The following is a 25992-nucleotide window of genomic DNA, read 5'->3' as shown; positions in this document are numbered from 1 at the left end:
ACCAGATGGTCGCCCAAACACCACCAGGAGCACTCGAAGCCGCAACAACATGAACGGCTCGACGGACGAGACGACGAAAACGATCATATGGAGGTTAAATGGCGATCCAGTTCCTAACCGACGACTGGGCGACTGCGGTGACCGACGCGGCCAATGCCGACGAGAGGTTCCGCATTGCAGCGAAGGGACATGACGTGGTGCTCCGCGTATCCGTGTCGCAGAGCCCGGCCAGCGATGACTACTACATGCATTTCTCTGACGGGTCGCTCATCGTCGGTATCGGATCCCCGCCGCGCACGCCCGACGTGGAGGCCGAGCTCAGCTACGAAACAAACGTCGAGCTGTCTCGGGGTGCGCTCAACGGCCAGACCGCGGCCATGACCGGGCAGATGAAAGCCGTCGGCAACATGATGAAGATGATGTCGATCGGAAAAGCCCAGGATCGGCTCGCAGAACTCGAGAGCGGCTTAGACATCGACTACTAGCATTTATCGCGGCGCCTGAGTTGACTTCGCGCCGAGGGACACAATGCCACGAACGGGAGTGCATCGGCACCTACCATCGGCTCAAGTCCCACCCTGGACGGTCCGGCGCGACCATACCGCCAACAAAGCCATTCCGAAAATCCTCAAACCAGATTGGACACGGCTCATGACAACACGCACCAGCGAACTCGTTCCCAGCGACATGAAGGGGTTGTGGGGATTCGTGCCGGCCTGCTCGACGCCGGACGCCGCCGATGTCAACGCGGTCGACACGATCGACACCGATGCGCTGGCGTCTCTGGTTGATCGACTGGTTCGTGATGGTGTCGACGGCATCGTCACGACCGGCAGCGCCGGCGAGTCGCACACCCTTTCCGACGACGAATACCGCACGCTCATCACCACGGTCGTGGAGACGGTGAACGCTCGGGTTCCGGTGTTCGTTGGTGCCAGTACGCTCAACACGCGCGACTCGATCCGACGCGCCCGCGTCATCGCCGACCTCGGGGCGGACGGCATCATGAGCGGACCGCCGATGTATTTGCCGCAGACTGCCGAGAACGCGGTCCAGTACTACAAAGACCTCGCCGAGGCCGTTCCGGAGCTGGCGATCATGATCTACCAGAACCCGCACGCGTTCCGCATCACATTGCCGCCCGGTGCATTCAGGGAGCTGGCCCAGATTCGCAATATCGTTGCGCTCAAGCAGACCTCGATGGACATCTTCAATGTGATCGGCGCCATCAAAGCGGTCAAGGACAAGATGTCGGTCCTCGTCTTGGACCAATTGATGTACCCCGCAATGATGTTCGGTGCTGCCGGAGCGTGGAGCATCGACGTATGCATGGGTCCCTGGCCCGCGCTTTCGCTGCGCGATGCATGCCAGCGTGGCGACTGGGCAGAGGCCGCGACCATCGCCGACCAGATGCAGGCGCCATTTCGAACGCTGGGCTTGACTATGGAGGAATTCCAAGCCATGCAGTCCGCCTGGTGGAAGATCGCAATCGACACTGCGGGCTATGGGCGTGCTGGGGCTGCTCGGCCGCCCTTCGTTCACATACCGCAGACCGTCGTCGACTCCGCGCACCGCTACGGTGAACGCTGGGCAGGACTTGCGGAGCGCTACCACCGGTCAAGGGAAGCCGCTGGGCTGCCGCCTGCCGCGGCGAACGGCACCCCCGCCTCGTCGTCGACGCCGGGAAAGAACCTTCAGGGCGACCTGCTGACCACGCCCGCCACCTAGGCGTCTAGGTCTGTAGCCAACGTCGCCAGCCCACTCAGCACCGGCTGAACTTCGGGAAGGACTGCCAAGCCGAGCACTGCGACGGTGGCGAGGTTGAACAATGCCGCCTGCTCGCGGCCACCGACCTGGTGGGCTTCTCCAGAGCCCGTGCACGATGATGGGTCAGCCAGTCAGGATTGTGATCGAGAGCAGCGTCAGGATAGGAAGTCGCACCCGACCCAACGCGTCGCCGAGCACCCAGATGTTCGGCGTAACAAGCGTTTTCGCCGCCGTGGCCGCAGCGAGCATGTCACAAGTCACAAGCGCCACGGGCGGTCTGCCAGGGACCACGCCGGCGATCACTCGGAGATGTCCGAACCCATAGGTGCGACAATCATCATCGCCTGCCGACCCGGGCGATCCGGGGAGAGAAGCCGGCTAACGCCCGCAACCGGGGTGTTTGTCGGCTTCGCCGCGGACAGTAGCGGCAGCGACCGCCGCGAGCGCTTTCTGTTCCCGAGCCCCGCGGCCGAAAGCTCCCAGCAGGGCACCGGCAGCACGACGACATCGCCAAAACCTCCGCCGTGACCGGCTGGCGGCCCCGGCGCAAAGGCAAGTCGGTCAACGAGATCAACACGTCCCGGTCTCGATCTTGCTTGAACTGCCGCAGCCTGCCGAGCGCGTCGTAAATGCCTGATTCGTCAGGATTTAGCGTGATCTCGCCGACATAAGGTGACGCGTCAGGCGCCCGGGTATCGCGCATCGGCTGGAGCCGCCACGTGAGCTCGCGTCCAGATCGGTTGTGCAGCATCGTCGTTAGCTCCGCGCCGTTTTGGTCGTGGTTCATTCCGACATGGCGTCTTGACGGGCCGGTGTGACGTATCTAGCATTCTCTACAGCGGAGGACGCATCTGTTCAGCAGAATAGAGAGTGAGTGTTGACGGGTTGATCGAGGAGTTCGGTGTGATGAATGCGGTCGGGGTCGATCGGGATACCCGTGAGGCTGTCGAGGCGTTCATGTTCCGGGAGGCGGAGCTACTCGATGGGGGGCAGTTCCGGGAATGGTTGGGTCTGCTCGACCCCGACATCCGGTATGTGGTTCCGGTGCGCACCACGAGGGAGGACTCCGCGGGTTGGGTGGGCGCGATCGCGCACTGGAACGACGACTACACGGGTTTGGAGATGCGGGTTCTTCGCGGCGAGACGGACTTCTCGTGGGCCGAGTCACCTCGGTCGCGGACCCGGCACTTCGTGTCCAACATCCGCACGACTGCCGGACCGGGGACTGATGAGTTGACCGTGCGCTCGAACCTGTTGTTCTTTCGCAGCCGCGGAGATAGCGGCCGCTGGGAGTTGCTCTCGGCCGAACGCGTCGACGTGTTGCGCCGGACCGACGATTCGCTGCGGCTGGCTCGGCGCGAGGTGTTGCTCGACCACTCGACGTTGCCCATCGACAACCTGTCGGTATTCCTGTAGGGCCAGCTCCCCTCACCACCTCCTCGTGGATATCGCCAATTCCAGAAAGGGCCCGACCATATGACCACCGAAACAACCGAGACGGACGTGATCGAGATGTTGGTGAAGGCGTGACTGACGTTATGGGCAGTGACCTGGATGTGTCGGTCCAAGAATGCGACGTCTTGGTGGTGGGTGGGGGAATTGGCGGAGTGCGGGCAGCACTACGGGCCGCCGAGTTGGGGTCGTCGGTGATTCTGGTGGAGAAGGCGGTGGTGTCTCGGGCAGGGCCGATGACGTATGTCCACAGCCAATACGCCCCTGATCACCGGGTGCAGGGTGAGGAGATGACGGAGTGGGCGCGCGAGTTCGTAGTGGGCAGCAATTATTTGGCCGATCAGGATTGGGTGCAGCAGTACATAGCCGAGGCCTATGACAGGGTTAACGAGCAGATCGGGTGGGGTGTGCCCTATTCCACCCATAAGGATGGGTCGCTGAAGTATGTGACGGTCCGCGGCCATAACCTTGGCACCACGCTGGGTGTGGATGGTCGCGTGTGTATGGAAATCCTCAAGGAGAGGATGAAGGCGGCGGGGGTGCGTCTGTTCGAGCGAGTCGATGTGATCGATCTGCTGACCACCGACGGGTGCCGGCCCACCGCTGGTGCGGTGTGTGGTGCGGTGGGGGTAAACGTTGTCACTGGCCAGTGTCATGTCTTTACGGCGGGCAGCGTCATCCTCAACACCGGCCCCTGGTATCCCAAGCTGCATTACGCGTTCGCCGACCATTGCAGCGGCGAGGGGCATGTGGCGGCGTGGCGAGTGGGTGCCGAGTTCGCCGGCATGGAGTTCGGCCAGTTCGCCGCCTGGAGTTACTTCAATCGTTCATTCTTCACACCGGGTCAAGCCAAGATTCAGGGGATCGGTGGCAAGTTCTGCAACGTGGCGGGCGAGTACTTCATGGACCGCTATGACCCGATCTGGGGGGATAAGGGCGGGCTGTTCACCATCGCGCGCGCGATCATGACCGAGATGGTGGAGGGCCGAGGGCCGTGCTATCTCGACTTGCGTCACGTACCACAGGCGGATCTAGAGGTGCTGTATGAAGTGTCTCCGACGGTGCGGCGCGCCTTTACCGAGTTTGAGGTCGATCCCTCCACTGACCTGCTGGAGGTGACCCCGTTCATCGTGCTCGGCACGAGCAGCACCAGCGGTCCCACGATCGACTTGGACGGAGCCACCACAGTGCCCGGCCTGTACGCGGCCGGGTATGGCACGGCGTGTCCGCATTTGATGTCGGGAATTTCTGGCAGCGGGATCTCGAGCTTCTCCGCGGTTGCGGGGTACCGGGCGGGCACTGCGGCGGCGGCGCGCGGCGGTCACGCGGTAGCGCGCAGTGTGTGGGAGAACCAGGCGCAGGAGAGCTTCGCGGAGTATTTCGCGCCGATGCGTCGGCTGCGGCAGGTCCGGCCGGTTGATGTGTGGAAAGCCATCGGCGAGGCGACGGCCAATCCGGCATTCGCATTGTTCAAGTCGGAGGCACGGATTGATTCAGCGCTCGCTGAGCTGTACCGGATCCGGGATCGGGTACTGCGTTACGTTTTCGCGCCGGACTATCAAGAACTTAAGAAGGCGCACGAGGTGCGCGCATACCTGACGTTGGCGATCATCACCTGTGAGGCGATGAAGCGGCGCACCGAAAGTCGCGGGGAGCTGTTTCGTATCGACTACCCCTACGCCGACAACGATGAGTGGCTGAAGTGGCTGCTCGTGCGCCGGGGCAGCGGCGGTGAGTTCGACCTGCAGTTCAGCGAACGCGACCTGCCGATCCAGTCGTGGCCGGTGCAGGCCCCGCCCGGCCGCCATCCAAGTCCATATACCGTGCCGCAAGGCTACCGCGAGGAGGCGGCGGTTCAGTGATCGAAAGCATCGACGAGACAACGTGCGACGGGTGCAACGTCTGCATCGACAGCTGCCCAACCGGGGTGATCCGGCTGGTGGAGGGCGACGAACCGTGGGCCACGACCAAGTGGCGAGCCAAGATCATCTACCCCAACGACTGTCATTCCTGTCGGTTGTGCGCAATCGATTGCCACGTGGACGCGATCGTTGTCAGCCACGCACTAGTGATCCCGGACCCCTTCCTCCCGGGCGTAGAGCCCCTCGACGGCAGCGGCGACTCTCCGCCCGACGAAAATAAAACTTGATGTCCTTCGGAGTAGCGCAAGCCGGGACGTGTTCGGCTTCGGCAAGGTCCAGGCTGCGGGGTCAGGCGATGATGGTCCCCCGATGCGGCCGGCGCCGGATTCGGCACTTATCTGGCGGTCGCCGGGCGATCCTCCGATGACCCAGACATGGCTCCCACAAATCAACCGTTCCCCGCAGGAAAGTTAGGACTTCGGCATGATCAACGCAAACCTCATCATCAACGGACGTGAGGAAACATCCGACCGGACGATCGACGTCGTCAGCCCGGCTGATATCCGAGTACTGCTCGGTTCGGTCCCAGACGCCGCACCCGGGCAGGTCGACGAAGCGGTTGCAGCGGCCTCAATGGCGTTCCCAGAATGGTCGTCGCGGCCCCTGGAAGAACGCCAGGGAGCACTACTTGCCGCCGCAGGCACGATCCACGACATGATCGAGGAATATGCGCCGATCCTGAGCCGGGAGAACGGAAAGATCCTCGAAGAGTCGCACGTCGACCTCGAATTCGCGTCGGGCATTTGCGGCTACACCGCAGGCATTTCGGCTGAAATCCTGGCAGACCAACAGATTCGCGACACCGGGGGCACGACCCTCATCCGCCGCCGCCCAATCGGGCCGGTGGCCGCCATCACGCCGTGGAACTTCCCGGTGGTCCTGGCATTCATGAAGCTGGCGCCCGCGCTCGTCGCCGGCAACACAGTCGTGTTAAAGCCCGCGGCAAACTCCCCGTTGGTTCTCGCTGAAGTCATCCGAGCCCTTCAACAGCACTTTCCTCCGGGCGTGCTCAACATGGTCACCGGAGGCGACGCGGTCGGAGAAGCACTCGTCGCTCACCCGAGAATTCGCAAGATTGGTTTCACCGGCGGCATCGATACCGGGCGCAAAGTTATGGCCGCGGCCGCGCGCGACATCAAGCGGGTGACGCTCGAGCTGGGCGGAAACGACCCTGCGATCCTCCTCGACGACGTCGACCTCTCGCCCGAGACTATGCGGCAGATCGTAAAAGGCGCGTTCGCGACCACCGGCCAGGTGTGCTTCGGTCTCAAACGTATCTACGTGCCGACCCGCATCCACGACCGCTTCGTGGAAGCGTTCTCAGCCGCCGTGGATGAAATCGTCGTCGGGCCCGGCGACGACCCCCGAGTCACCATGGGGCCGCTGAACAACGCTCAGCAGAAGAACCTCGTCGAGAAGATCGTGGACGACGCGCGCTCGAGCGGCGCGACCGTCACCACCCTCGGGCAGCGGCTCGATTCGGCGGCCTGGGACCACGGCCACTTCATGATGCCCAGCGTGGTCACTGCGGCTGATCCCCGCCTCGCAATCGTCGAAGAGGAACAGTTCGGCCCGGTAGTGCCCGTGCTGAAATACGACGAACTGGACGACGTGATCCGGCTCGTGAATCAATCGCAATACGGGCTTGCCGCCTCGATCTGGACGTCAGATGAAGAGCGGGCGTTCCTGCTTGGCCGTCGGTTCGACACCGGCTCCGTCTTCATCAACAGCCACACCTTCACCTCCCTCGACCCCCGCGCACCCTTCGGTGGGGCGAAAGCAAGCGGCTTGGGACGCGAATTCTCTCCAGCCAGCCTGGATTCCTACACCGAATTACAAACAATCAGCCGTCGCATCGGGCCGCCAGGCCCTCCGCTGTCCTGAGTCCGGCCGGGAGCCTGACCGACACATAAACGTCACGGGCGTAGATCCGCGACGACGACGCGGCGGTATCGATGCATAGGGATAACTCCGCCGAAGGTGCGGAGGCATGAGCGGCGCGTGCTTTAGCAGGCTGCCGCCATTAATGATCCATTCCAGCCCTCTAATCGCGGCGATTCGACCCTCATAACGTAGGGACCGGCCAATAGACGTGCGTGTGCTGCCGCGCGTTGACGAGGAAAACGCCGGCAGCGCTCTCACCGACAGTGCGCACATTGCAAGGGCCGCCGCCGCTGTCAAGCCGCCGGGCAAGGCGACGACCGGGCGATACATCCGGTTGTCGTCTGCAGGTTCGCTGGCCGTCAATGACGTGTGCCGTGGGGCTGGTTCGGGGAGCGCCGTGGGGCTTGCTGTGGGAGCCGTTTTGGTCGTGGTTCATTCCGACATGGCGTCTTGACGGGCCGGTGTGACGTATCTAGCATTCTCTACAGCGGAGGACGCATCTGTTCAGCAGAATAGAGAGTGAGTGTTGACGGGTTGATCGAGGAGTTCGGTGTGATGAATGCGGTCGGGGTCGATCGGGATACCCGTGAGGCTGTCGAGGCGTTCATGTTCCGGGAGGCGGAGCTACTCGATGGGGGGCAGTTCCGGGAATGGTTGGGTCTGCTCGACCCCGACATCCGGTATGTGGTTCCGGTGCGCACCACGAGGGAGGACTCCGCGGGTTGGGTGGGCGCGATCGCGCACTGGAACGACGACTACACGGGTTTGGAGATGCGGGTTCTTCGCGGCGAGACGGACTTCTCGTGGGCCGAGTCACCTCGGTCGCGGACCCGGCACTTCGTGTCCAACATCCGCACGACTGCCGGACCGGGGACTGATGAGTTGACCGTGCGCTCGAACCTGTTGTTCTTTCGCAGCCGCGGAGATAGCGGCCGCTGGGAGTTGCTCTCGGCCGAACGCGTCGACGTGTTGCGCCGGACCGACGATTCGCTGCGGCTGGCTCGGCGCGAGGTGTTGCTCGACCACTCGACGTTGCCCATCGACAACCTGTCGGTATTCCTGTAGGGCCAGCTCCCCTCACCACCTCCTCGTGGATATCGCCAATTCCAGAAAGGGCCCGACCATATGACCACCGAAACAACCGGAACAGCTGACGCGACCGATCCCTACCTGCGGCTCGCGTTGCGCGACGTAGCGGACGGGCTCAAGGTCGGGCGCTTACCGGCCCGCGTCGTCAGCGATCCTGCGCTGCACACGATCGAGATGGAGCGGATCTTCGGACGAGCGTGGGTGTTCCTCGGACATGAGTCGGAGTTGACCAAGTCCGGCGACTTCGTCGTGCGGCACATCGGGGCCGATTCGGTGATCGTTTGCCGGGACAGCTCCGGCCGGATCCAGGCGCTGTCCAATTCTTGTCGACACCGTGGTGCGCTCGTGTGCCGGGCGGAGATGGGAAACACCGCGCATTTCCAGTGCCCGTACCACGGCTGGGTGTACAGCAACACCGGCGAGCTCGTCGGTGTGCCGGCGATGAGGGAGGCCTATCCCGGCGGCTTCGACAAGTCGCAGTGGGGATTACGTCACATCCCCCATGTCGACTCGTACGCCGGATTCATCTTCGGCAGCGTCGATCCTAAAGCGCCCAGTCTGACCGACTACCTCGGCGACACGACGTTCTACCTCGACCTCATTGCGAAGAAGACGGCGGGCGGTTTGGAGGTGATAGGGGCACCGCATCGATGGGTGATGTCGGCGAACTGGAAGACAGCCGCCGACAATTTTGTCGGCGACTCCTACCACACCCTCTTTGCTCACCGCTCCATGGTCGAGCTGGGAATGGCGCCCGGTGACCCGAACTTCGCGAGCGCACCAGCGGAGATCTCGCTGCAGAACGGCCACGGCGTCGGCGTACTCGGCTTTCCGCCCACGCTCGCCGATTTTCCCGAGTACGAGGGATACCCCGACGAAGTCGTCGACCAGATGGCGGCGTCCTATCCGTCGCCGGCACACAAGGACATGATGCGACGCTCGGCCTTTATTCACGGCACCGTGTTCCCGAATTTGTCGTTCATCAACGTGACCATCGCGCCGGACCATATGTCGCCCCCAACCCCCTTCATCACGTTCCGGGTGTGGCATCCGCTCTCTCATGATCGGATGGAAATCCTCTCCTGGTTCCTGGTCGAACGCGACGCTCCGGAATGGCTGCGCGATGCGTCCCAGGCGTCCTACGTCAACAACTTCGGCCCGGGCGGTGTTTTCGAACAGGACGACGCCGAGGCATGGAAGGCCATCACCGAATCTGTCCAGGGTCCGTTCGCCGGTGCAGGCCTGCTGAACTACGAGATGGGCATGGACTTGACTCCGCTCACCGACTGGCCAGGGCCGGGAGAGGCTCTCCCGAGCGGGTACGCCGAGCAGAACCAGCGGCGGTTTTGGGGGAGATGGCTGGAATACATGGGCCAACCTGCCGCATTCGGTGGGCGTGCTTGATGAACCTGTTACCCAGGCTGTGCGCGAAATGCGCCCGTCCAACGATCGGCGCCGCGTGAGTGCCGTGACGGCGGGGGACCGCCGGGTCGCGATCGTCACCGCCGCCGCGGCGGGGATCGGTAAGGCGATCGCCATGCGGTGGTGCCGCGAAGGTGGGTGCTGTGTCATGGCCGACACCGACGGCGAGGGTCTCGATGCCGCCGTGGCCGAATTGGCCGAGTCCGGCGCGGCAGTTTGCGGCGTCGCCGGCGACGTTTGCCTCCGCGAGGTCGCCAACGGTGTCGTCGAACGGACAATGACCGAGTTCGGGCGGCTCGACGCACTGTTCAACGTCGTCGGCGGGAGCCTGGCCCGCAATGTTGAGGAGATCAGCGAGGAGCAGTGGCGCAGCCAGATCGACATGAACCTCGGCAGTGTCTTTCAGATGTCCAAACCCGTAATCCCCTTGCTACGCCAGGGTGGCGGCGGATCGATCGTTAACGTCGCGTCGACGGCCGGGATTCTGGCCGAGAACAGGTGCTCCGCCTACAGCGCGAGCAAAGGCGGGGTCGTGCTGCTCACGAAAAACATGGCCCTCGACTTCGCTCGCGACAACATCCGCGTGAACGCGATCGCCCCTGGGGGCACCCGTACGCCGAGGATCGAACGGTTCCTGGCCGAGCACCCCGAACACGCCTCGATGATGGTTGACCTCTGCGCGATGCAGCGTTTCGCAGGACCAGACGAGATCGCTGCACCGGCTGTGTTTCTTGCCTCGCCCGAGGCGTCCTACATCACTGGTGCCGTGCTGCCGGTCGACGGAGGCATGACCGCCGGCGTCACTTTCCGGGCGTTCGAGGCGGTATGAGCATGGTCCCTAACCATTGGAATCGTCGCCGGACCCACGAAAGCGCCGCGGGCTGAGATGGAAGCGATCGTTCTTAACGGCAACAACGACGTCGGTCTGACATCGGTGCCAGACCCGGCGCCGCAGGCCGGTGAGGTCATCATCGAGGTGGCGGCGACCGGACTATGTGGAACTGACCTCCACGAGTTTGTCGCGGGGCCTACCTTCTCGCAGCCGCCAGTGGTGCTCGGCCACGAAATCTCGGGCCGGATCGTTGAGGTTGGAGCGGGCATCGACCAATCCCGCATTGGCGAGGGCGCCGCGGTGATTCCGATGGACTTCTGCGGGAGCTGCCACTATTGCCACCGGGCGCTCTATCACTTGTGCCAGCGCCCAGGGTGGATCGGCTTCACCCGAAACGGGGGCTTGGCGAACTACGTCGCAGTGCCATCTCGGCTCGCGGTCCGAGTGCCGGACGTGGTGGACCTCGAGGTGGCGGCGCTGACCGAGCCGACGGCGGTGGCGTTCCACGCGGTGCGGCGAGCGAAACTGCTCCTCGGCGAAACGGTGATGGTCCTCGGCGCCGGGGCACTCGGGCTCACCGTGATCCAGTGCGCACGCGCAGCCGGAGCTGCGCGAATCTACGTCACAGAGCCAAGCGGCGTACGCGGCAGCCTGGCGCGCGACCTCGGTGCGACGTTGGTGCTCGATCCGAATGACCCCGGGACCACCGCGCGAATTTTGGAGGAGACACGGGGCGTAGGGGTGGACGTCGTCTTCCATGTGGCAGGCAGCGTGGAGGCGTTCACACAAGGCCTGGACTGCCTTCGCAAACAAGGCCGCTTCATGGAGATGTCGTCATGGGCCGGTTCGGCCTCGCTGGATGTCAACCGCCATCTGCTCAAGGAGATAGAGCTCCGGATGGTTTTCGGTTACGACATGTTCGACGATTTCCCGGCTGTTCTCGCCCTGATCGCTGACGGAAAACTCGCGCTAACGCCGCAGATCACCGCTCGAATCCCGCTGGACCGCGCTGTCAAGGAGGGATTGGGCGGGCTATTAGAGGGCCGGGAGGGTTTGGTCAAGGTGCTGGTGAAGCCGTGAGTGAGGGAGGCTTGATGGTCGTCGCCGCGACAAGCCGCGGTGTGTTCACCGTGTCCGGCGACGGCAAGTCCCGGGCCTGGCCAGAGTTGCCGGGGCAGGTGATGGCCTTGGCTGTCCAGGACGAGCGCGTCGCCGTCGCCGTCCATAAGCACGGCGTGTTTCTGGCCACCGCGGGCGCAGACCACTGGACTGACCTCGGCGATGGCCTCGCCCATCGCGACGTGCGCGCCCTGGCGTTCGACCCGCACACACCCAACGCGCTCTACGCCGGAACCGAACCAGCGCACTTGCTGCGGTGGCAAGACGGGACCTGGGCCGAGTGCGGAAACGTACTCGGCGTACCGGAAGCGAAAAGGTGGAGTTTCCCCATCCGCCCGGGAATCGCGCATGTCCGTACCATCGCCGTGCACCCACGCGAAGCTGACGTCGTCTACGCCGGCATTGAAGTCGGCTCCCTCCTGGTCACCCGGGACCGGGGACAGACGTGGGAGGAGATCGACGGCCTCGGTCACGACATCCACCGCGTGGTCCTGCACCATGATGCTCCCGACCGGCTCATTGTCACCACCGGCCAGGACACCAAGCCTTACCGCGGTGGCAAGGGCATTTACCGCAGCACCGACCGAGGATCGAGCTGGGTGCAGTCCAACGACGGACTCGGCGAGCGCAACTACACCGAAGACGCGATCGTGGTGCATCCCGCCGACCCCGACGTGGTGTTCCTCGCCGCGGCCGACGGCATCCCACCGAAGTGGGCCGCAGTGCGCCGGCTGGTGATGGGCGTGCTCAACGGCAATGTCTATTTCCTGTCGCCGTCCAAACTGCGCCGACGCCGCGGCGCCGACGTGGGATTCTTCCGCAGCAACGACGGTGGCGCCTCCTGGGTACGGCTGGATAGCGCGGACGACCGCGGCTTGTTCGACATGGTCTGGGCGCTGGAGGGCGAGCTCACTGATGGCGGCGAGCTGCTGCTGTACCACGGCACCACGGCGGGTGGGCTTTACGTGTCGGAAGACGAGGGCCACACCTGGAAGTGCCTCGCCGACGGCCTCGGCGCGATCACCCACATCGCGACGCCGAAGAAAGGAACAGCGCAGTGAAGCTTGGACCGACGCTGGAGTTCGACCATGTACAGCCGGCGATCCGGAAACGGTTCACCTCTGCCGCGGACATTCCCAAGGAGGTGTTCAGCGACCCCGACGTCTACCGGGAAGAGCTCACCCGCATCTTCTATGGCCCCTACTGGCATCCGATCGCGCACCGGGCCGAGCTGGCCGAGCGCAACGCCTTCCGGACGAGATGGCTAGCCGACGTGCCGCTGCTGATGGTGCGGGACGGCGATGACCGCATCCGCGTGTTCGTCAACTCCTGCGCCCATCGGGGAACGCTGCTGGAGCAGCGCCGGTGCGGGGTCGCAGAGCGATTCGAGTGTCCGTACCACCGGTGGCTCTTCAACAATGACGGCCGGTTCGCAGGCGCGCCACGCCGCATGCAGTTTCGCCCCGACTTCCGCGAGGAGGACTACGGCCTACGAGAACTGCACCTAGTCGAGTCGTGGGGGTTGATCTTCGTCAGCATGGCCGATGAGCCGCCGCCGTTCGACGATTACCTCGGCGATAGCGCGGCTCCGTTGCGCGACTGCATGCTCGACGACGGGGACTTGACGCTGCTGGGCTACCAGACGGTGGTGTTCCAGAGTAATTGGAAGACCTACATAGACAACGATCCCTACCACGCGCCACTGCTGCACAGCGCGTTCAAACTACTCAACTGGCAGGGCGGCAGCGGCAACGTGCTGGTCAGCGAGCCCTACGGGCACATGTCGATTCTGTACGATGCGCAACCCTACGTAGACAACGGCTTCCTGGCTGACCCGAGTGTGGTCACGCGGAAGGGGGACGACAGCCGAGCTCGCGTCATCGCGTTACGGCCGGTCACCGGGATCGTGCGTCACGTCGACACGATCAACATCCGGTACGCCCGCCCGCTCGGGGTTGATCGTACCGAGGTTCGATACACGTTCTTCGGCCACGCCAGTGACAGCGAGGACTTCGCACGCCACCGAGTCCGCCAGTCGTCGAACCTGCTCGGGCCGAGCGGCTTTATCAGTATCGAGGACGCCGCCGTCTACAACCGCGTGCAGGCGACCGCGCGTGACGGCGGCTATCAGCGGTTTGTCGCCGGGGTCGGCCGACCATTATCGGAATCGTCGCAGAACGATGAGGTCGCCAACACCGGCTGGTGGGCGCACTACCAGGAGGTGATGGAGTTTTGTTGACATCGAGCATCGAAGATCGGCGGGCACGTGCCGCGTACCTGGTGGACGAACTGCTGGGAGCCTACGCACGCGCAGTCGACGAGCGAGACTTCACCGCCTGGCTGGCCCTGTTCGCGCCGGAATGTGCCTACGAGGTGCGCGCGATGGAGAACGTCCGTGAGGGTCTGCCGCTGGCGTACATGATGGACGATTGCCGAGAACGGCTGGCCGACCGCGTGAAAATGATCCAGGAGGTCTGGGCGGGCACGGTCGAACCTTACGATACCCGCCACATTCAGCAGCGTACGGCGATGCGTGAGGTCGGCGAAGACCGCTGGGAGGTACGGTCCAACGTCCTCGTCGCCTACACCGGCTCCTCCGGCGAGCCCGGGATCTTGGTCAGCGGCTATAGCGAAGACGTCGTGGTCCTTGGCGACGAAACCGCGCTGTTCCAGCAGAAATTCGTGGTGGTGGACAACACTCCGCCGCGCTATCTGGTGTACCCCGTTTGACTCATCGACCGAAGGAGAGGATTCGATAATGACTGCCGTTGCGTTGATGTCGCCTGAGTGGGCACGCGCGTACCGCGACCTGTGGAATGACTCGGCCGAGATCCGGCAGGGTGCCAAAGAGTTGAGCATGCTGATCGAATGGCGGGTTCAGGACGCCGACGACCAGATCTCACAGTTGGAGATTACCGATGGTGAGGCCATCTACGGCGGGGTGCAGATCCAAGGGCGAAAGCCGGACTTCGTTCTGACTGCAACCGCGAGCGTCTGGCACCGGGTAGCGGAAGGCGAGATCGGCGTAGCGAGCGCCATCGCGACGCGCAAGATCAAATTCGTAGGCCCGATCAAGGTGGCGATGGCGAACATGGCGGTGCTCGGCGCCGGACTCCGCCTCGTAGGCCAGGTCGACGGACTCGTCTGGGGAGACTGAGGATGGCAGCTACTTCGCGGTGGCGTTGGGACCGGAGGGCCGGCGCCTCCGGGGCCATTCAGTTTCACGGGGTGATCACCGGTGAAGATGGTCGACCAGTTCCTGACGCCTTGATCGAGACCTGGCTTTCCGCGGGCGACGACAACAACGCGGTGGAAAAGACCGGACTGCTTCGGAGCGACGGCTGGATTAATGCTCGACCGACTTGCGTCATCACCGACCAACAGGGTCGATACAGCGTGAAAATGGTGCCGCCTCAAGCACCTGAGCACGGATCAGCACCGTTCATAGCGGTATCAGTAGAAGCCCGGGGGGGTCTCGATCGGCTGATCACCCGCGCCTACCTTCCGGGGTGCCATCTCGCCAAAGACTCCCTGCTGCGCCGCTTGCCCGCCGAGCAGCGGCAAGCCCTTATCACGACCCGCGACGACATCGGACTTCGTTTCGACATCACACTGCGGCCAGCAATTTGCGTGACGGCTGAAACCTCTGATGAGTCGCGCCAGGGAGCAGTGACGTGAACGTTTTGGGGCGATGCGGCCTCGCCGTACCGGCTGTCATGGACGCATTCTGGCGATGCTGTTGGCGTCGGCGTGGCCGCGGCGACGCCGACGGTCCCGGAGGCGCACCTCAGCACGGTAATGGGTTCTTCGAGTGAAGCGCTTTTCCCTCCGTAACACGGTCGCAGCCTTCCCGACAGCGGCTGACGTCAAAGCGCTGAAACCACTCAGCATTATTGGCGGGCTCTACGCGATGACGCTGGACATGTTCGTCGCGATGGTCAAGCCACCGTTTCAATGGCGCGAGTTCCTCTTTCAAACATGGTTCGTGGCGCGGGTTTCTGTGGTTCCCGCGCTGACGTTGTCGATTCCCCTCGTTGTCCTGACGTCATTCACCTTCAACACGTTGCTCAGCGAATTCGGCGCCGCCGACTTCTCAGGAACCGGCGCCGCATTGGGCGCGGTCAACCAGATCGGCCCCTTCGTGACCGTTCTCGTCGTGGCGGGCGCGGGCGCTTCGGCGATGTGCGCCGATCTCGGGTCGCGCACCATCCGCGAGGAAGTCGATGCGATGCGGGTCCTGGGGCTTGACCCGATCCATTCCCTTGTCGTCCCCAGGGTGCTGGCGACGACGACGGTCGCGGTGCTCCTGTCATCTGTCGTGACCGTGACTGGTCTCCTGGGCGCTTTCTTGTTCTCGGTGTACTTCCAGCACGTGACTCCCGGGTCATTCGTTGCCAGTATGACGCTGATCACGGGTCTCAGCGATGTCCTCGTGTCTCTGGTCAAGGCCACGCTGTTCGGTTTCGTGGCGGGTCTGATTGCCTGCTACCAAGGCTTGCGGGTGCAAAAAGGCGCGGCCGGTGTGGGTAACGCGGTCAACGAAACCGTTGTCATTGCGTTCTTGTTGCTGTTCGTCGTCAATGCCATCGTCACTGCGGTCGGGTTCGAGGTCACGAAATGAGCGCCGGCGTTGTCTTACGGCAGCGGTTTCCAGGCACCGCCCGCTCTTTGAGCCAGTGGAGGGCCAAGTGGAGAGATCTCGGCGATCAGGCCCACTTCTACGGACAGTCGGTCGCCTCGATCGTCCAGGCGGTGGGTATTTATCGGGCTGAATTGCTGCGCCAGATCGCCGCGATCGGTCTCGGAGCGGGATCCCTAGCGGTGGTTGGTGGCACCGTGGCCGTCGTTGCCTTCTTGAACTTATCGACCAGCGGCGCCCTCGCAAGTCAGGCCTACAACCAGATGTCTCAAGTCGGCGTGGAAGCGTTGGCAGGCTTCACCTCTGCCTTCGTCAACGTTCGGCTGGTAACCCCGGCCAGCTCCGCCTTCGCGTTCGCCGCGACGATCGGTGCTGGTACCACCGCGCAGCTGGGCGCAATGAAAATCAACGAGGAGGTCGACGCGCTAGCGGTGATGGGCATCCGGCCCATCGCCTACCTGGCCTCCACCCGTTTGCTCGCCGGCATGATCGTGGTCATTCCACTGTATTGCGTGGCCTTGTTGATGTCGTTCTTCTCGGTACGGGTCATCACCACCGCTTTTTACGGGCAAGGGCCCGGAGTATTCGACCACTACTTCGACACCTTTCTCAGTCCGCAGGCTGTGTTCTTCTCCTTCGCCGTCACGGTCGCCGAAGTGCTGGTGATCATGTTGATCCACACGTACTACGGACTTAACGCCACCGGCGGGCCCGCGGGCGTGGGCGAGGCGGTCGGGCGCGCGACCCGGACCTCACTGATCGCGTCTCAAATGGTGATTCTGTTAGTCACCCTGGCTCTCTACGGCCAGACCGGCAACTTCAACTACGCGGGGTGACGCATATGGCAGACGGTATGGGCGCTCGTCGGATCTCCCCTGAATGGTGGGCGATGTTGCTCGTCGTGGGCATCGTCGCGGCGGTGGTGCTAAGTCTGACCATGTTCAACAGGACGTTCACCCCAAGCGTGCCGGTGACTCTGACAGCGGACCGCTCCGGTCTGGTGCTGGAGCCCAACTCCCGCGTGAAGATGCGCGGGGTGCAGGTCGGCCGCGTCAGTTCTGTCGGCGGCGGAGACTCGACCCGCATCCAGCTGGACATTGACCCTGCCCAGATTCAATACATCCCGGCCAACGTCGAGGCGCGAATCCAATCGATATCCCTGTTCGGGGCGAAGTACGTCGACCTCGTCTACCCACCCAACCCAAGCCCACAGCGACTGTCCGCGGGAGCGGTGCTGAGATCATTGAACGTCGCCACCGAGGTCAACACCGTGTTTCAAAACGCGGTGCAGCTGATCAAGGCGATCGACCCGTTCAAGCTGAATGCCGTACTCAGCGCGCTTGCCGAGGGCGTGAGAGGACAGGGCGACAGGATCGGCGAAGCGATCACCGCGAGCAATCAGGTTCTGCTGCAGCTGAATCCGCGCACAGACACTCTGCGGGAGGACTTCCGCGCGCTTAAAGGTGTGAGCGACACCTACAGCGCCGCGGCAAAGAACATCATCGACACCCTGGCCGCCGCGACCACCACCAGCGCGACAGTCACCAGCCATGCCGAGCAACTCGATGCGCTGCTGCTCAACGTAGTGGGGCTGTCGCGCAGCGGAGTGGACCTGCTAGGGGCCAGCAAAGACAACCTGGTGACTGCGGTCAACCTGCTGGAACCCACGACGAACTTGCTTATGAAGTACAACCCCGAGCTCACCTGCTTGATCGTCGGCGCCAAGACCACTCTGGACTCCGGCTATGCCGACATGCTTGGCGGAAACGGCAAGTCTCTCATCATGGACGCTGAGCTGTTGCCGGGATATGACCCGTACCGGTATCCGAAAAACTTGCCCATCAACGCTGCTAAGGGCGGGGAAGGAGGCAAGCCCGGGTGCGGCTCGCTCCCCGACGTCGCCCAGAACTTCCCGGTGAGACAGCTGATCGCCAACACCGGCTTCGGCACCGGATTGGATTGGCGGCCCAATCCCGGCATCGGATTCCCTGGGTACGCCAACTACTTCCCGGTGACTCGGGCGGTCCCCGAACCGCCGAGTATCCGCTACCCGGGCGGCCCGGCGCCCGGTCCCATGCCCTACCCCGGTGCGCCGCCCTACGGCGCACCCCAGTACGGCCCCGACGGAACGCCCCTATATCCCGGGGTCCCGCCACCGCCGTCACGGGGACCCACACCACCGTGACCGCCCGCCACGCAAATGGTTCGAAACATACCTGCAAATGATCGGAGGGGAGCATAGCCGTGACCAATAGAGTGTCGGCTGTCTTGTGGCGCCTCGGCATCTTCGTGCTCGTGTGTGCTCTGGGTGCATTTGCCCTCTTTGCCGTCTTCGCGCAGCTGCGCTTCGAGCGCGAACAGACCTATACCGCTGTCTTCACCAACGTCAGCGGACTGGAGAGCGAGGATTTCGTCCGCATCGCCGGTGTGGAGGTCGGCAAGGTCCAAACCATCACAGTCCGCGATGACTCCACGGTGCAGGTCGAGTTCGGGGCCGACGACTCGGTGGTACTCACCGACGGCAGCCGCGCTGTCATCAAATACGACAACCTGATCGGAGACCGCTACCTGGCGATCGAGGAAGGCGCGGGCGGGACCAAGAAACTGCGGCCCGGCGACACGATTCCGTTGAATCGCACCGCGCCGGCACTGGATCTGGACGCCGTGATCGGTGGGTTCCGGCCGCTGTTCCGCGCCCTGGACCCCACACAGGTCAACACTCTCACCAGCCAACTCATCGCAGCTTTTCAGGGTCAAGGCGCCACGATCGGTTCCATACTGGCTCAGACCGCAGCGCTGACGAACACTCTGGCCGACCGAGACGAGCTGATCGGGCAAACCATCGTCAACTTGAACGTGGTGCTGGGATCGCTGGGCGACCACAGCGAGCAATTCGGCAAGGCTGTCGACTCGCTGTCGCAGCTCGTGCACGGGCTGCAAGCCCGCAAGCAGGACATCAGCAACGGAGTGGCCTACGCCAACGAGGCTGCCCGCTCGATCGCCGATCTTCTCGCACAAGCCCGACCACCGCTGCAGAAAACTGTGCACGAGACCGATCGCACCGCGACCGCTGTGCTCGCAGATCGTGACTACTTCGACAACCTCCTAAATACATTGCCCGACGCCTACCGAGTACTGCTGCGGCAAGGGCTCTACGGCAACTACTTCGCCTTCTACCTGTGCGATCTGCTGCTGAAAGTGAATGGAAAGGGCGGACAACCCGTGTACATCAAGCTGGTCGGACAAAGTAGCGGCAGGTGCACACCCCAATGAAGCCGTTCGCGGAGCGCAACTTCGTTCTCATGGGAACCATCGGTGTATTGGCCACCGCCGTGCTCGTAGTCGGCGCGCTCAACTACAACAAGCTGCCGTTCGTCTCCTCCGGCAAGACCTATTCGGCATATTTCGACGAGGCTGGTGGACTGACCACCGGAGCTCCGGTGCGGGTGTCGGGCGCTCCCGCCGGCCAAGTCGAGAGCATCACGCTCGACGGGCAGTGGGTACTGGTCAAGTTCACGGTGGCCGACGGTATCCGGCTGGGGGACCGCAGCGAGGCGTCGATCAAGACGACCAGTGTGCTTGGCAATAAGGTCCTTGATCTCACTACCCGCGGCGCGGGGACACTCTCCGGCGCCATCCCTGTCGAGCGGACGACCTCACCGTATCAATTGCCGGACGCCCTCGGAGACCTTACGACTACCATCAGCGGGCTCGACACCGAGCAACTGTCAACGTCGTTAGCAGTGCTGTCCCAGACGCTCCAAGACACCCCCGATGACCTGCGCCTCGCCGTCGCGGGTGTCGCACGTTTCTCGGAAACTCTCAACCAGCGCGATGCCCGGCTGCGCGAACTGCTCGCGAACGCCGCCAAGGCGACCACCGTCCTGGGCGAACGCACTACCGACATAGTGCGTCTGATCTCCGACACCAATGCGTTGCTGGCGCAGCTGCGTTCGCAAAGCGCTGCGCTGGATGAGATCTCGACGAACATCACTCAGCTCAGTCGGCAGATCGCCGGGTTCATTGCGGAAAACAAGACGACGCTCAAACCTGCACTCGACAAACTCAACGAGGTTCTCGCGATCCTCGACAACCGGAAAGTTCAGATCCAAGAGTCCATCAAAGGACTGGCGGCCTATGCAATGCAGTTCGGCGAGACCGTCGCTGCCGGTCCCTTCTTCAACGCTTACCTCGCCAACCTAGTGCCTGGACAGTTCATTCAACCGTTCGTCGATGCGGCATTCTCCGATCTCGGTCTGGATCCCAACGTGCTGCTGCCCTCCGAGCGCACCGACCCCCAGGTGGGCCAGCCCGGCACCCCGGCGCTACCGATTCCATATCCGAGGACCGGCCAAGGCGGCGACCCCAAATTGACTCTGCCGGATGCGATCACTGGAAACCCGGGCGATCCCCGCTACCCGTACCGCGAACCCGTACCGGCCCCGCCGCCAGGCGGCCCCCCGCCAGGTCCGCCGGCACCCCCGCCACCCGATCAGCAGTTCCCACAGCCGCCGACGCCAAGCCCGGTCTTCCTGCCGGCGCCCGACGAAGTCGCGCCCGGACCAACAGACTCCTCGATCCCCCAAGGCAGACCATGACAAACTCTCGGACCAAACTCGCACTGGCAATCGTTTTGGTCAGCCTCATTGTGGGCGGCGCGATTGCGGTGACGCGTGCGGCACACCAGGTCGATCGTGTGCACGTCGTCGCCTACTTCGACAACAGCAACGGAGTGTTCGTCGGCGATGATGTGCGTATAAAGGGCGTTCGCGTAGGCGGGATCGAGGCCATCGAGCCGCAGCCCACACTAGTCAAAATCGCGTTCTGGTTCGACGCCAAATACACGGTGCCCGCCGAGGCCAAAGCGGTGATCCTGTCGCCGACGCTGGTGACCTCTCGCGCCATCCAATTGACCCCCGGCTACACCGGTGGCCCAATGCTGCAGGACAACGCCGTCATCCCCAGAGAACGCACCGCTGTTCCAGTGGAGTTCGACGAGTTCCGGCAACAGCTCGAACGGTTGACGACACTGCTGCAGCCAACCGAGCCCGGCGGAGTCAGCACGCTGGGCGCCCTGGTAAACACCGCCGCCGACAACTTGCGTGGCCAAGGCCCGGCAATACGCGACGCCATCATCCAGTTGTCACAGTCGGTGTCCGCGCTAGCCGATCACAGCCCGGACATCTTTAGCAGCGTCAAGAATCTTTCGACACTCGTGTCTGCGCTGCAGGACAGCACTGTGCTGGTACGTCAGCTGAATCAGAACCTGGCGGCGGTAACCGGGCTCCTGACCAACAACCCGACCGAAGTCGGGGACGCTGTGAAGAACCTCAATGACGTGGTGGGCGACCTGACGGCCTTCGTCGCCGCAAACCGCGAGACGATCGGCGCCACGTCGGACAAGTTGACGTCGGTCTCCGATGCACTGACGGGCAGCATCGACGACATCAAACAGCTGCTGCATATCGCGCCGACGACGTTGTCAAACGCCGCCAACCTCTACAAGCCCGCCCAGGGCACACTCACCGGAGTGCTCAACGTCGCCAACTTTTCGGATCCGATCACTTTTTTGTGCGGCGCAGTACAGGCCGCCTCGCGACTGAACAGCGAACAATCGGCGAAATTATGCGTGCAGTACTTGGCGCCGATCATCAAGAACCGCCAATATAACTTCCCCCCGATCGGGGTGAACCCGTTCGTCCAGGCCAGCGCCCGGCCGAATGAAGTGACGTACAGTGAGGACTGGATGCGGCCGGACTACGTTCCGCCGCAACCGATTTCGCCACCCGATGCAACCGCCTCCGACCCGAATGCGCCGCCACCGCTTGCCGGGCCAGCGCTGCCTGCTGAAGCCCCGGTGCCGGTTTCTGGCCCGTCGGGTCAGCCCACCGATCCGGCCGCCGGGCTGCCCGGCATGATGATTCCACCCGGGGGCGGCTCATGACGGGGAAGCGCTGCTTTCGTGCCGCCGCGGTGCTCGTGATCGCGCTGACCATCGCCGCGCTGCCGGGATGCGGTTTTCGCGGCTTGAACTCCTTTCGGCTGCCCGGGACGCAAGGCCACGGGCAGGGCTCTTACACGATCCAAGCCGAAATGCCCGATGTCGAAAACCTTCAGCCGAACTCGCGTGTCCGAGTGGGTGACGTCAATGTGGGTACGGTCACGAAGATCGAGCGTCGAGGGTGGCATGCGCTGCTTACCCTCGCACTCGATGGTGGCGTCGACCTTCCCGCCAACTCGACCGTGTCGCTGGGTCAAACCAGCCTGCTGGGCTCGCTACACATCGAGTTGGCGCCCCCCACCGATGTTCGCCCGGCGGGAAAACTCCGGGCCGGTTCGCTGATTCCGTTGTCCTCGGCTGGGGCCTACCCGTCCACCGAACAGACCCTGGCGTCGGTCTCCCTCCTGCTCAACGGCGGCGGAGTGGGGCAGGTACAGGACATCACCACAGCACTCACGTCCGCGCTGGGAGGCCGCGAAAACGAATTCCGCAGCCTGCTCACACAACTGGACACCTTCACCGCCAACGTCAACGGTCAAATCGACGACATCATCGCGGCCACCGAGAGCCTCAACAATCTGGCCGCCCAGTTCGCCGCACAAAAACCGGTCATCGACAAGGCGCTAGAAACGATTCCCGACGCGCTGGCGGTGATTAACGCCGAACGCGACCAGCTCGTGGAGGCGGTCGACCAGCTCGGCAAATTCGGCGCACTGGCCGCCGACACAGTCAACCAGTCGCAAGAGTCATTGATCCAGATCTTGAACGACCTGGGACCGGTACTGGAATCACTGGCGAACGCCGGTCCCGCGTTGACCCGTTCACTGAACCTGTTCACCACGATTCCGTTTGTGAAAGACAACCTGACCAAGTGGTGGCGGGGTGATTACGCCAATATCACCACCATCGTCGACTTGACATTAAGTCGCATCGACGCGGCGCTATTCACCGGTACCCGGTTCGAAGGCAACCTCACCGAACTCGAATTGCAGTGGGGCCGCACGATCGGGCAACTGCCAAGCCCCTACACCGCGCGAAATCCGCTAATTGTCCCCTACCGGTTGGACCAAGGACCGTAATGTACCTGAGTAAACGAGTTCGGGTGCAGCTGGCCGTGTTCGGAGCGGTGACGCTGTTGGCCGGTGGAACCATGGGCTTCTACTACCTTCGGCTGCCGAGCCTGCTCTTCGGTGTCGGCCGCTATCAGGTCACCATGAAGCTTCAGGACTCAGCAAGCCTGTACGACAACGCCAACGTGACCTACCGCGGCGCGACGGTAGGCCGGGTCTCAGATGTCCGCCTCAGTGACACGGGCGTCGACGCCGTGCTGTCGCTGCAGTCAGACATCAAGATCCCGGCCGACCTCGACGCTCACGTGGGCAGCCAGACCGCGGTAGGCGAATTGTTCGTCGACCTCGTCCCGCGAAGCGGTGACGGCGCGCCGTTGGAGAACGGCGACGTGATATCGGCCGACCGCACCTCGGTCCCTGCCGACATCAACGCACTGCTGCGGGGTGTCAACACCGGTGTCCAAGCGATCCCGCGCAACAACCTCAAAACGGTGATCGACGAGTCCTACACGGCTTTCGGTGGTCTGGGGCCTGAACTTTCCCGGCTGACCCGGGGTGCCACCACGCTCGCGATCGATGCGCGCAACAACCTGCCTGCACTGACCACCCTGATCGACGAATCCAAGCCCGTCCTTGATACCCAGACCGAAACCTCCGACTCCATCCAGACCTGGGCAGCCAATCTCGCTCAAATCACCAATCAGTTGCAGCTGCACGACGAATCGGTGAAAGGCCTACTGGTCAACGGACCCCCCGCCGCTGACCAGGTACGTCAGCTGTTTGACCGCGTACGGCCCACTCTGCCCATCCTGCTGGCCAATATGGTCAGCCTCGGGCAAGTGGCCCTGACCTATCAACCCAATCTCGAGCAGATCCTCGCCCTCTACCCGATTGAGATCGCCGGCCTCCAAGGTGCCGCACTGGCCAACCGAAACACCAAACAGGACTACAAAGGTGTGTTCTTGTCCTTCAACCTGAACCTCAATGTGCCCCCGCCGTGCAGAACGGGATACCTACCCGCCCAACAGCAACGCGTACCGTCTGAAGTGGATTACCCACCGAAGCCCGCCGGTGACTTCTACTGCCGGATACCGCAGGAATCCGGCCTCACGAACGTCCGCGGAGCGCGCAACCTGCCCTGTGTGACTCGGCCGGGAAAGCGTGCGCCCACGGTGAAGATGTGCGAAAGCGACGAAAACTACGTACCACTCAACGACGGCACCAACTGGAAAGGCGATCCGAATGCGACGCTGTCCGGTCAGGCGGTTCCGCAGCTGCCGCCAGGAACGCCACCGCCCACCCCGGTGCCGGCGACCGCCCCGATTCCGGTCGCCGAGTACGACCCGAGCACAGGCAGCTACATCGGACCGGATGGAAAACAGTACAGGCAGGCGGATTTGGGCCGGAATGCTGCCGGGGATCAGACCTGGCAGGACATGCTGCTTCCGCCAAAGGACGGTGAACGGTGACCATCCACACCGCCGACGACCCGGCCGACGATCCCACAGCGAGTGGGACGGCCCCTGATGACACCGTCGATGTCGGTTCGGCCGAAGGCGCCGACGGCGGGGACCCCGAAGTCGCCAACGAAAAACAACATGGGGACACCGCGCCCCCCTCGCGAACCCCGATGCCGCCGCAGCGACTAGCGCTTGTGATGGGGTTGCTGGCGGCCGTGACGATGGCCGCACTAGCCAGTTGGCTGGGCTACCAGGCCCGCCAAACGCATGAGTCCTCCGAACAACGGCAGCTGTTTGTTCAGGTCGGACGTCAAGGAGCACTGGATCTAACCACGATCGACTGGCAGCACGCCGATGCCGACACTAAGCGCATTCTCGACTCGGCGACTGGCACGTTCTACGACGAGTTCTCCCAGCGGTCACAACCATTCATCGACGTGGTCAACAAAGTGAAGTCCAAATCGGTCGGCACCATTACTGAGGCGGGCTTGGAGTCCCAGTCTCATGACACGGCCCAAGTGCTGGTCGCGGTCAGCGTGAAGACCACTGTCGGCGATGGGCCCGAACAGGAGCCCCGAGCATGGCGAATGCGCGTCACGGTGCAGAAGGTTGGCAACGATGTGAAGGTCGCCGACGTGGAGTTCGTGTCGTGAGAACTTCACCAGCGAAAGATGAACAGGATGATGCCGTCCACTCCGCCGAAGTCGACGATCCACCGCCATCACCCGGGAACGCATCGAGCAACTCGTCGGGATGTGAGTCCGGCGACGCGCCAGAATGCCAGGACCCTGGCGATGTCGACTCGACAGACGATCGTCGCGGCACCTTTGTGCGGATGCTCGCATTCTGGCTCTTGCCCTTTATCGCGTTGTTGTTGGCGCTGGGTGCGGCCTACTTCAAGTATCAAGCGGGGACCGCCGCTGGCACGGACCGCGCCCGCGCGGAAACCGTTCAGGTCGCCACCGAAGCGACGGTCGCGATGCTGTCCTACACGCCTGAAACGGCAGCCGAGAAACTGAAGGATGCGCGCGATCGACTGACGGGACCGCTTCGCGACTCATATACATCGTTGACCGACGATGTCGTAATTCCGGGAGCACAGCAGAAGCGAATCTCGGCCACCGCCAGGGTGTCAGCCGCTGCCTCCGTGTCCGCCGGTAAGAACCGTGCCATCGTCTTGGTGTTTGTCGACCAAACCACCACCGTGGGCAACGACGCGCCGACAGACACCGACTCCGTCGTTCAGGTCAGCCTCGACAAAGTCGGATCCCGCTGGCTGATATCGGGTTTCGAGCCGAAATGAGCACCATCCCAACCTCAAGGTCTGCTGGTGTC

General features: G+C 63.3%; 25 protein-coding genes. All 25 read left to right on the top strand.

All coding sequences use genetic code 11. From position 1 onward, the window contains the following. The first annotated feature begins 98 nt into the window (after positions 1 to 98). The 25 genes from M1248_RS31165 (at position 99) to M1248_RS31045 (ending at position 25960) form a co-directional block, all read left to right on the top strand. A complete protein-coding gene (locus tag M1248_RS31165; protein ID WP_014211444.1) occupies positions 99 to 485 on the top strand; it encodes an SCP2 sterol-binding domain-containing protein in 387 nt (128 codons plus the stop codon). A 166-nt stretch (positions 486 to 651) separates the two neighbouring features. After that, entirely contained in the window at positions 652 to 1728 is a 1077-nt protein-coding gene (locus M1248_RS31160; RefSeq protein WP_317150689.1) for a dihydrodipicolinate synthase family protein, read from the top strand. 945 nt (positions 1729 to 2673) lie between these two features. After that, positions 2674 to 3183 carry an aromatic-ring-hydroxylating dioxygenase subunit beta gene (locus M1248_RS31155; protein ID WP_083129082.1) on the top strand — a complete coding sequence of 170 codons (510 nt, stop codon included), beginning with the start codon at positions 2674 to 2676 and terminating at the stop codon, positions 3181 to 3183. A 122-nt stretch (positions 3184 to 3305) separates the two neighbouring features. Then, positions 3306 to 5081: an FAD-binding protein gene (locus M1248_RS31150; protein WP_317150693.1), complete on the top strand. Its 1776-nt coding sequence runs from the start codon at positions 3306 to 3308 to the stop codon at positions 5079 to 5081. Next, on the top strand, positions 4997 to 5368 hold the full coding sequence (locus tag M1248_RS31145) for a ferredoxin family protein (RefSeq protein WP_308205963.1): 372 nt from the start codon (positions 4997 to 4999) through the stop codon (positions 5366 to 5368). Before M1248_RS31150 ends, M1248_RS31145 begins: the two co-directional genes overlap by 85 nt. A gap of 196 nt (positions 5369 to 5564) precedes the next feature. Continuing rightward, the gene (locus M1248_RS31140; RefSeq protein ID WP_163687421.1) at positions 5565 to 7025 is read left to right on the top strand and encodes an aldehyde dehydrogenase family protein; all 1461 of its coding nucleotides are present in this window, start codon (positions 5565 to 5567) and stop codon (positions 7023 to 7025) included. A 555-nt stretch (positions 7026 to 7580) separates the two neighbouring features. Then, entirely contained in the window at positions 7581 to 8090 is a 510-nt protein-coding gene (locus M1248_RS31135) for an aromatic-ring-hydroxylating dioxygenase subunit beta (protein WP_083129082.1), read from the top strand. Between the two features lie 60 nt (positions 8091 to 8150). Then, positions 8151 to 9518, top strand: a complete 1368-nt coding sequence (locus tag M1248_RS31130) for a Rieske 2Fe-2S domain-containing protein (RefSeq protein WP_083129047.1) — start codon at positions 8151 to 8153, stop codon at positions 9516 to 9518. Between the two features lie 64 nt (positions 9519 to 9582). Beyond that, entirely contained in the window at positions 9583 to 10365 is a 783-nt protein-coding gene (locus M1248_RS31125) for a glucose 1-dehydrogenase (protein WP_317150692.1), read from the top strand. Between the two features lie 57 nt (positions 10366 to 10422). Continuing rightward, positions 10423 to 11448, top strand: coding sequence for a 2,3-butanediol dehydrogenase (locus tag M1248_RS31120; protein WP_163724447.1), 1026 nt, complete (start codon positions 10423 to 10425; stop codon positions 11446 to 11448). Next, positions 11445 to 12548 carry a hypothetical protein gene (locus M1248_RS31115; protein WP_317150688.1) on the top strand — a complete coding sequence of 368 codons (1104 nt, stop codon included), beginning with the start codon at positions 11445 to 11447 and terminating at the stop codon, positions 12546 to 12548. Before M1248_RS31120 ends, M1248_RS31115 begins: the two co-directional genes overlap by 4 nt. Next, on the top strand, positions 12545 to 13726 hold the full coding sequence (locus M1248_RS31110) for an aromatic ring-hydroxylating oxygenase subunit alpha (RefSeq protein WP_163724450.1): 1182 nt from the start codon (positions 12545 to 12547) through the stop codon (positions 13724 to 13726). The genes M1248_RS31115 and M1248_RS31110 overlap by 4 nt, the downstream gene beginning before the upstream one ends. Then, a complete protein-coding gene (locus tag M1248_RS31105; protein ID WP_232076032.1) occupies positions 13723 to 14217 on the top strand; it encodes an aromatic-ring-hydroxylating dioxygenase subunit beta in 495 nt (164 codons plus the stop codon). The genes M1248_RS31110 and M1248_RS31105 overlap by 4 nt, the downstream gene beginning before the upstream one ends. Positions 14218 to 14245: 28 nt before the next feature. After that, positions 14246 to 14644, top strand: coding sequence for an SCP2 sterol-binding domain-containing protein (locus M1248_RS31100; RefSeq protein ID WP_163724457.1), 399 nt, complete (start codon positions 14246 to 14248; stop codon positions 14642 to 14644). A 2-nt stretch (positions 14645 to 14646) separates the two neighbouring features. After that, positions 14647 to 15165 (top strand): intradiol ring-cleavage dioxygenase, encoded by a 519-nt coding sequence (locus tag M1248_RS31095; RefSeq protein ID WP_163724460.1) that lies wholly within the window; start codon positions 14647 to 14649, stop codon positions 15163 to 15165. A 133-nt stretch (positions 15166 to 15298) separates the two neighbouring features. After that, complete coding sequence (locus tag M1248_RS31090; protein ID WP_163724464.1) at positions 15299 to 16108, top strand: MlaE family ABC transporter permease; 810 nt, start codon at positions 15299 to 15301, stop codon at positions 16106 to 16108. Then, positions 16105 to 16962 carry an ABC transporter permease gene (locus M1248_RS31085; protein ID WP_163724466.1) on the top strand — a complete coding sequence of 286 codons (858 nt, stop codon included), beginning with the start codon at positions 16105 to 16107 and terminating at the stop codon, positions 16960 to 16962. Before M1248_RS31090 ends, M1248_RS31085 begins: the two co-directional genes overlap by 4 nt. Positions 16963 to 16967: 5 nt before the next feature. Then, positions 16968 to 18311 (top strand): MCE family protein, encoded by a 1344-nt coding sequence (locus tag M1248_RS31080; protein ID WP_317150687.1) that lies wholly within the window; start codon positions 16968 to 16970, stop codon positions 18309 to 18311. Between the two features lie 59 nt (positions 18312 to 18370). After that, positions 18371 to 19399: a virulence factor Mce family protein gene (locus tag M1248_RS31075; RefSeq protein WP_317150686.1), complete on the top strand. Its 1029-nt coding sequence runs from the start codon at positions 18371 to 18373 to the stop codon at positions 19397 to 19399. Further along, positions 19396 to 20724: an MCE family protein gene (locus tag M1248_RS31070; protein WP_317150691.1), complete on the top strand. Its 1329-nt coding sequence runs from the start codon at positions 19396 to 19398 to the stop codon at positions 20722 to 20724. The genes M1248_RS31075 and M1248_RS31070 overlap by 4 nt, the downstream gene beginning before the upstream one ends. Beyond that, positions 20721 to 22070, top strand: a complete 1350-nt coding sequence (locus M1248_RS31065) for an MCE family protein (RefSeq protein ID WP_014211464.1) — start codon at positions 20721 to 20723, stop codon at positions 22068 to 22070. The genes M1248_RS31070 and M1248_RS31065 overlap by 4 nt, the downstream gene beginning before the upstream one ends. Then, positions 22067 to 23206 carry an MCE family protein gene (locus M1248_RS31060; RefSeq protein WP_083129061.1) on the top strand — a complete coding sequence of 380 codons (1140 nt, stop codon included), beginning with the start codon at positions 22067 to 22069 and terminating at the stop codon, positions 23204 to 23206. Before M1248_RS31065 ends, M1248_RS31060 begins: the two co-directional genes overlap by 4 nt. Beyond that, positions 23206 to 24666, top strand: coding sequence for an MCE family protein (locus tag M1248_RS31055; RefSeq protein ID WP_083129062.1), 1461 nt, complete (start codon positions 23206 to 23208; stop codon positions 24664 to 24666). The genes M1248_RS31060 and M1248_RS31055 overlap by 1 nt, the downstream gene beginning before the upstream one ends. Beyond that, the gene (locus tag M1248_RS31050) at positions 24663 to 25310 is read left to right on the top strand and encodes a DUF1109 domain-containing protein (protein WP_083129063.1); all 648 of its coding nucleotides are present in this window, start codon (positions 24663 to 24665) and stop codon (positions 25308 to 25310) included. Before M1248_RS31055 ends, M1248_RS31050 begins: the two co-directional genes overlap by 4 nt. Continuing rightward, entirely contained in the window at positions 25307 to 25960 is a 654-nt protein-coding gene (locus M1248_RS31045) for a hypothetical protein (RefSeq protein WP_083129064.1), read from the top strand. Before M1248_RS31050 ends, M1248_RS31045 begins: the two co-directional genes overlap by 4 nt. Positions 25961 to 25992: the final 32 nt, after the last annotated feature.

The organism is Mycobacterium sp. 29Ha, assembly GCF_032883055.1.
GTDB classification, from domain to species: domain Bacteria; phylum Actinomycetota; class Actinomycetes; order Mycobacteriales; family Mycobacteriaceae; genus Mycobacterium; species Mycobacterium gallinarum.
This window is presented reverse-complemented; position numbering and strand designations above follow the sequence as displayed.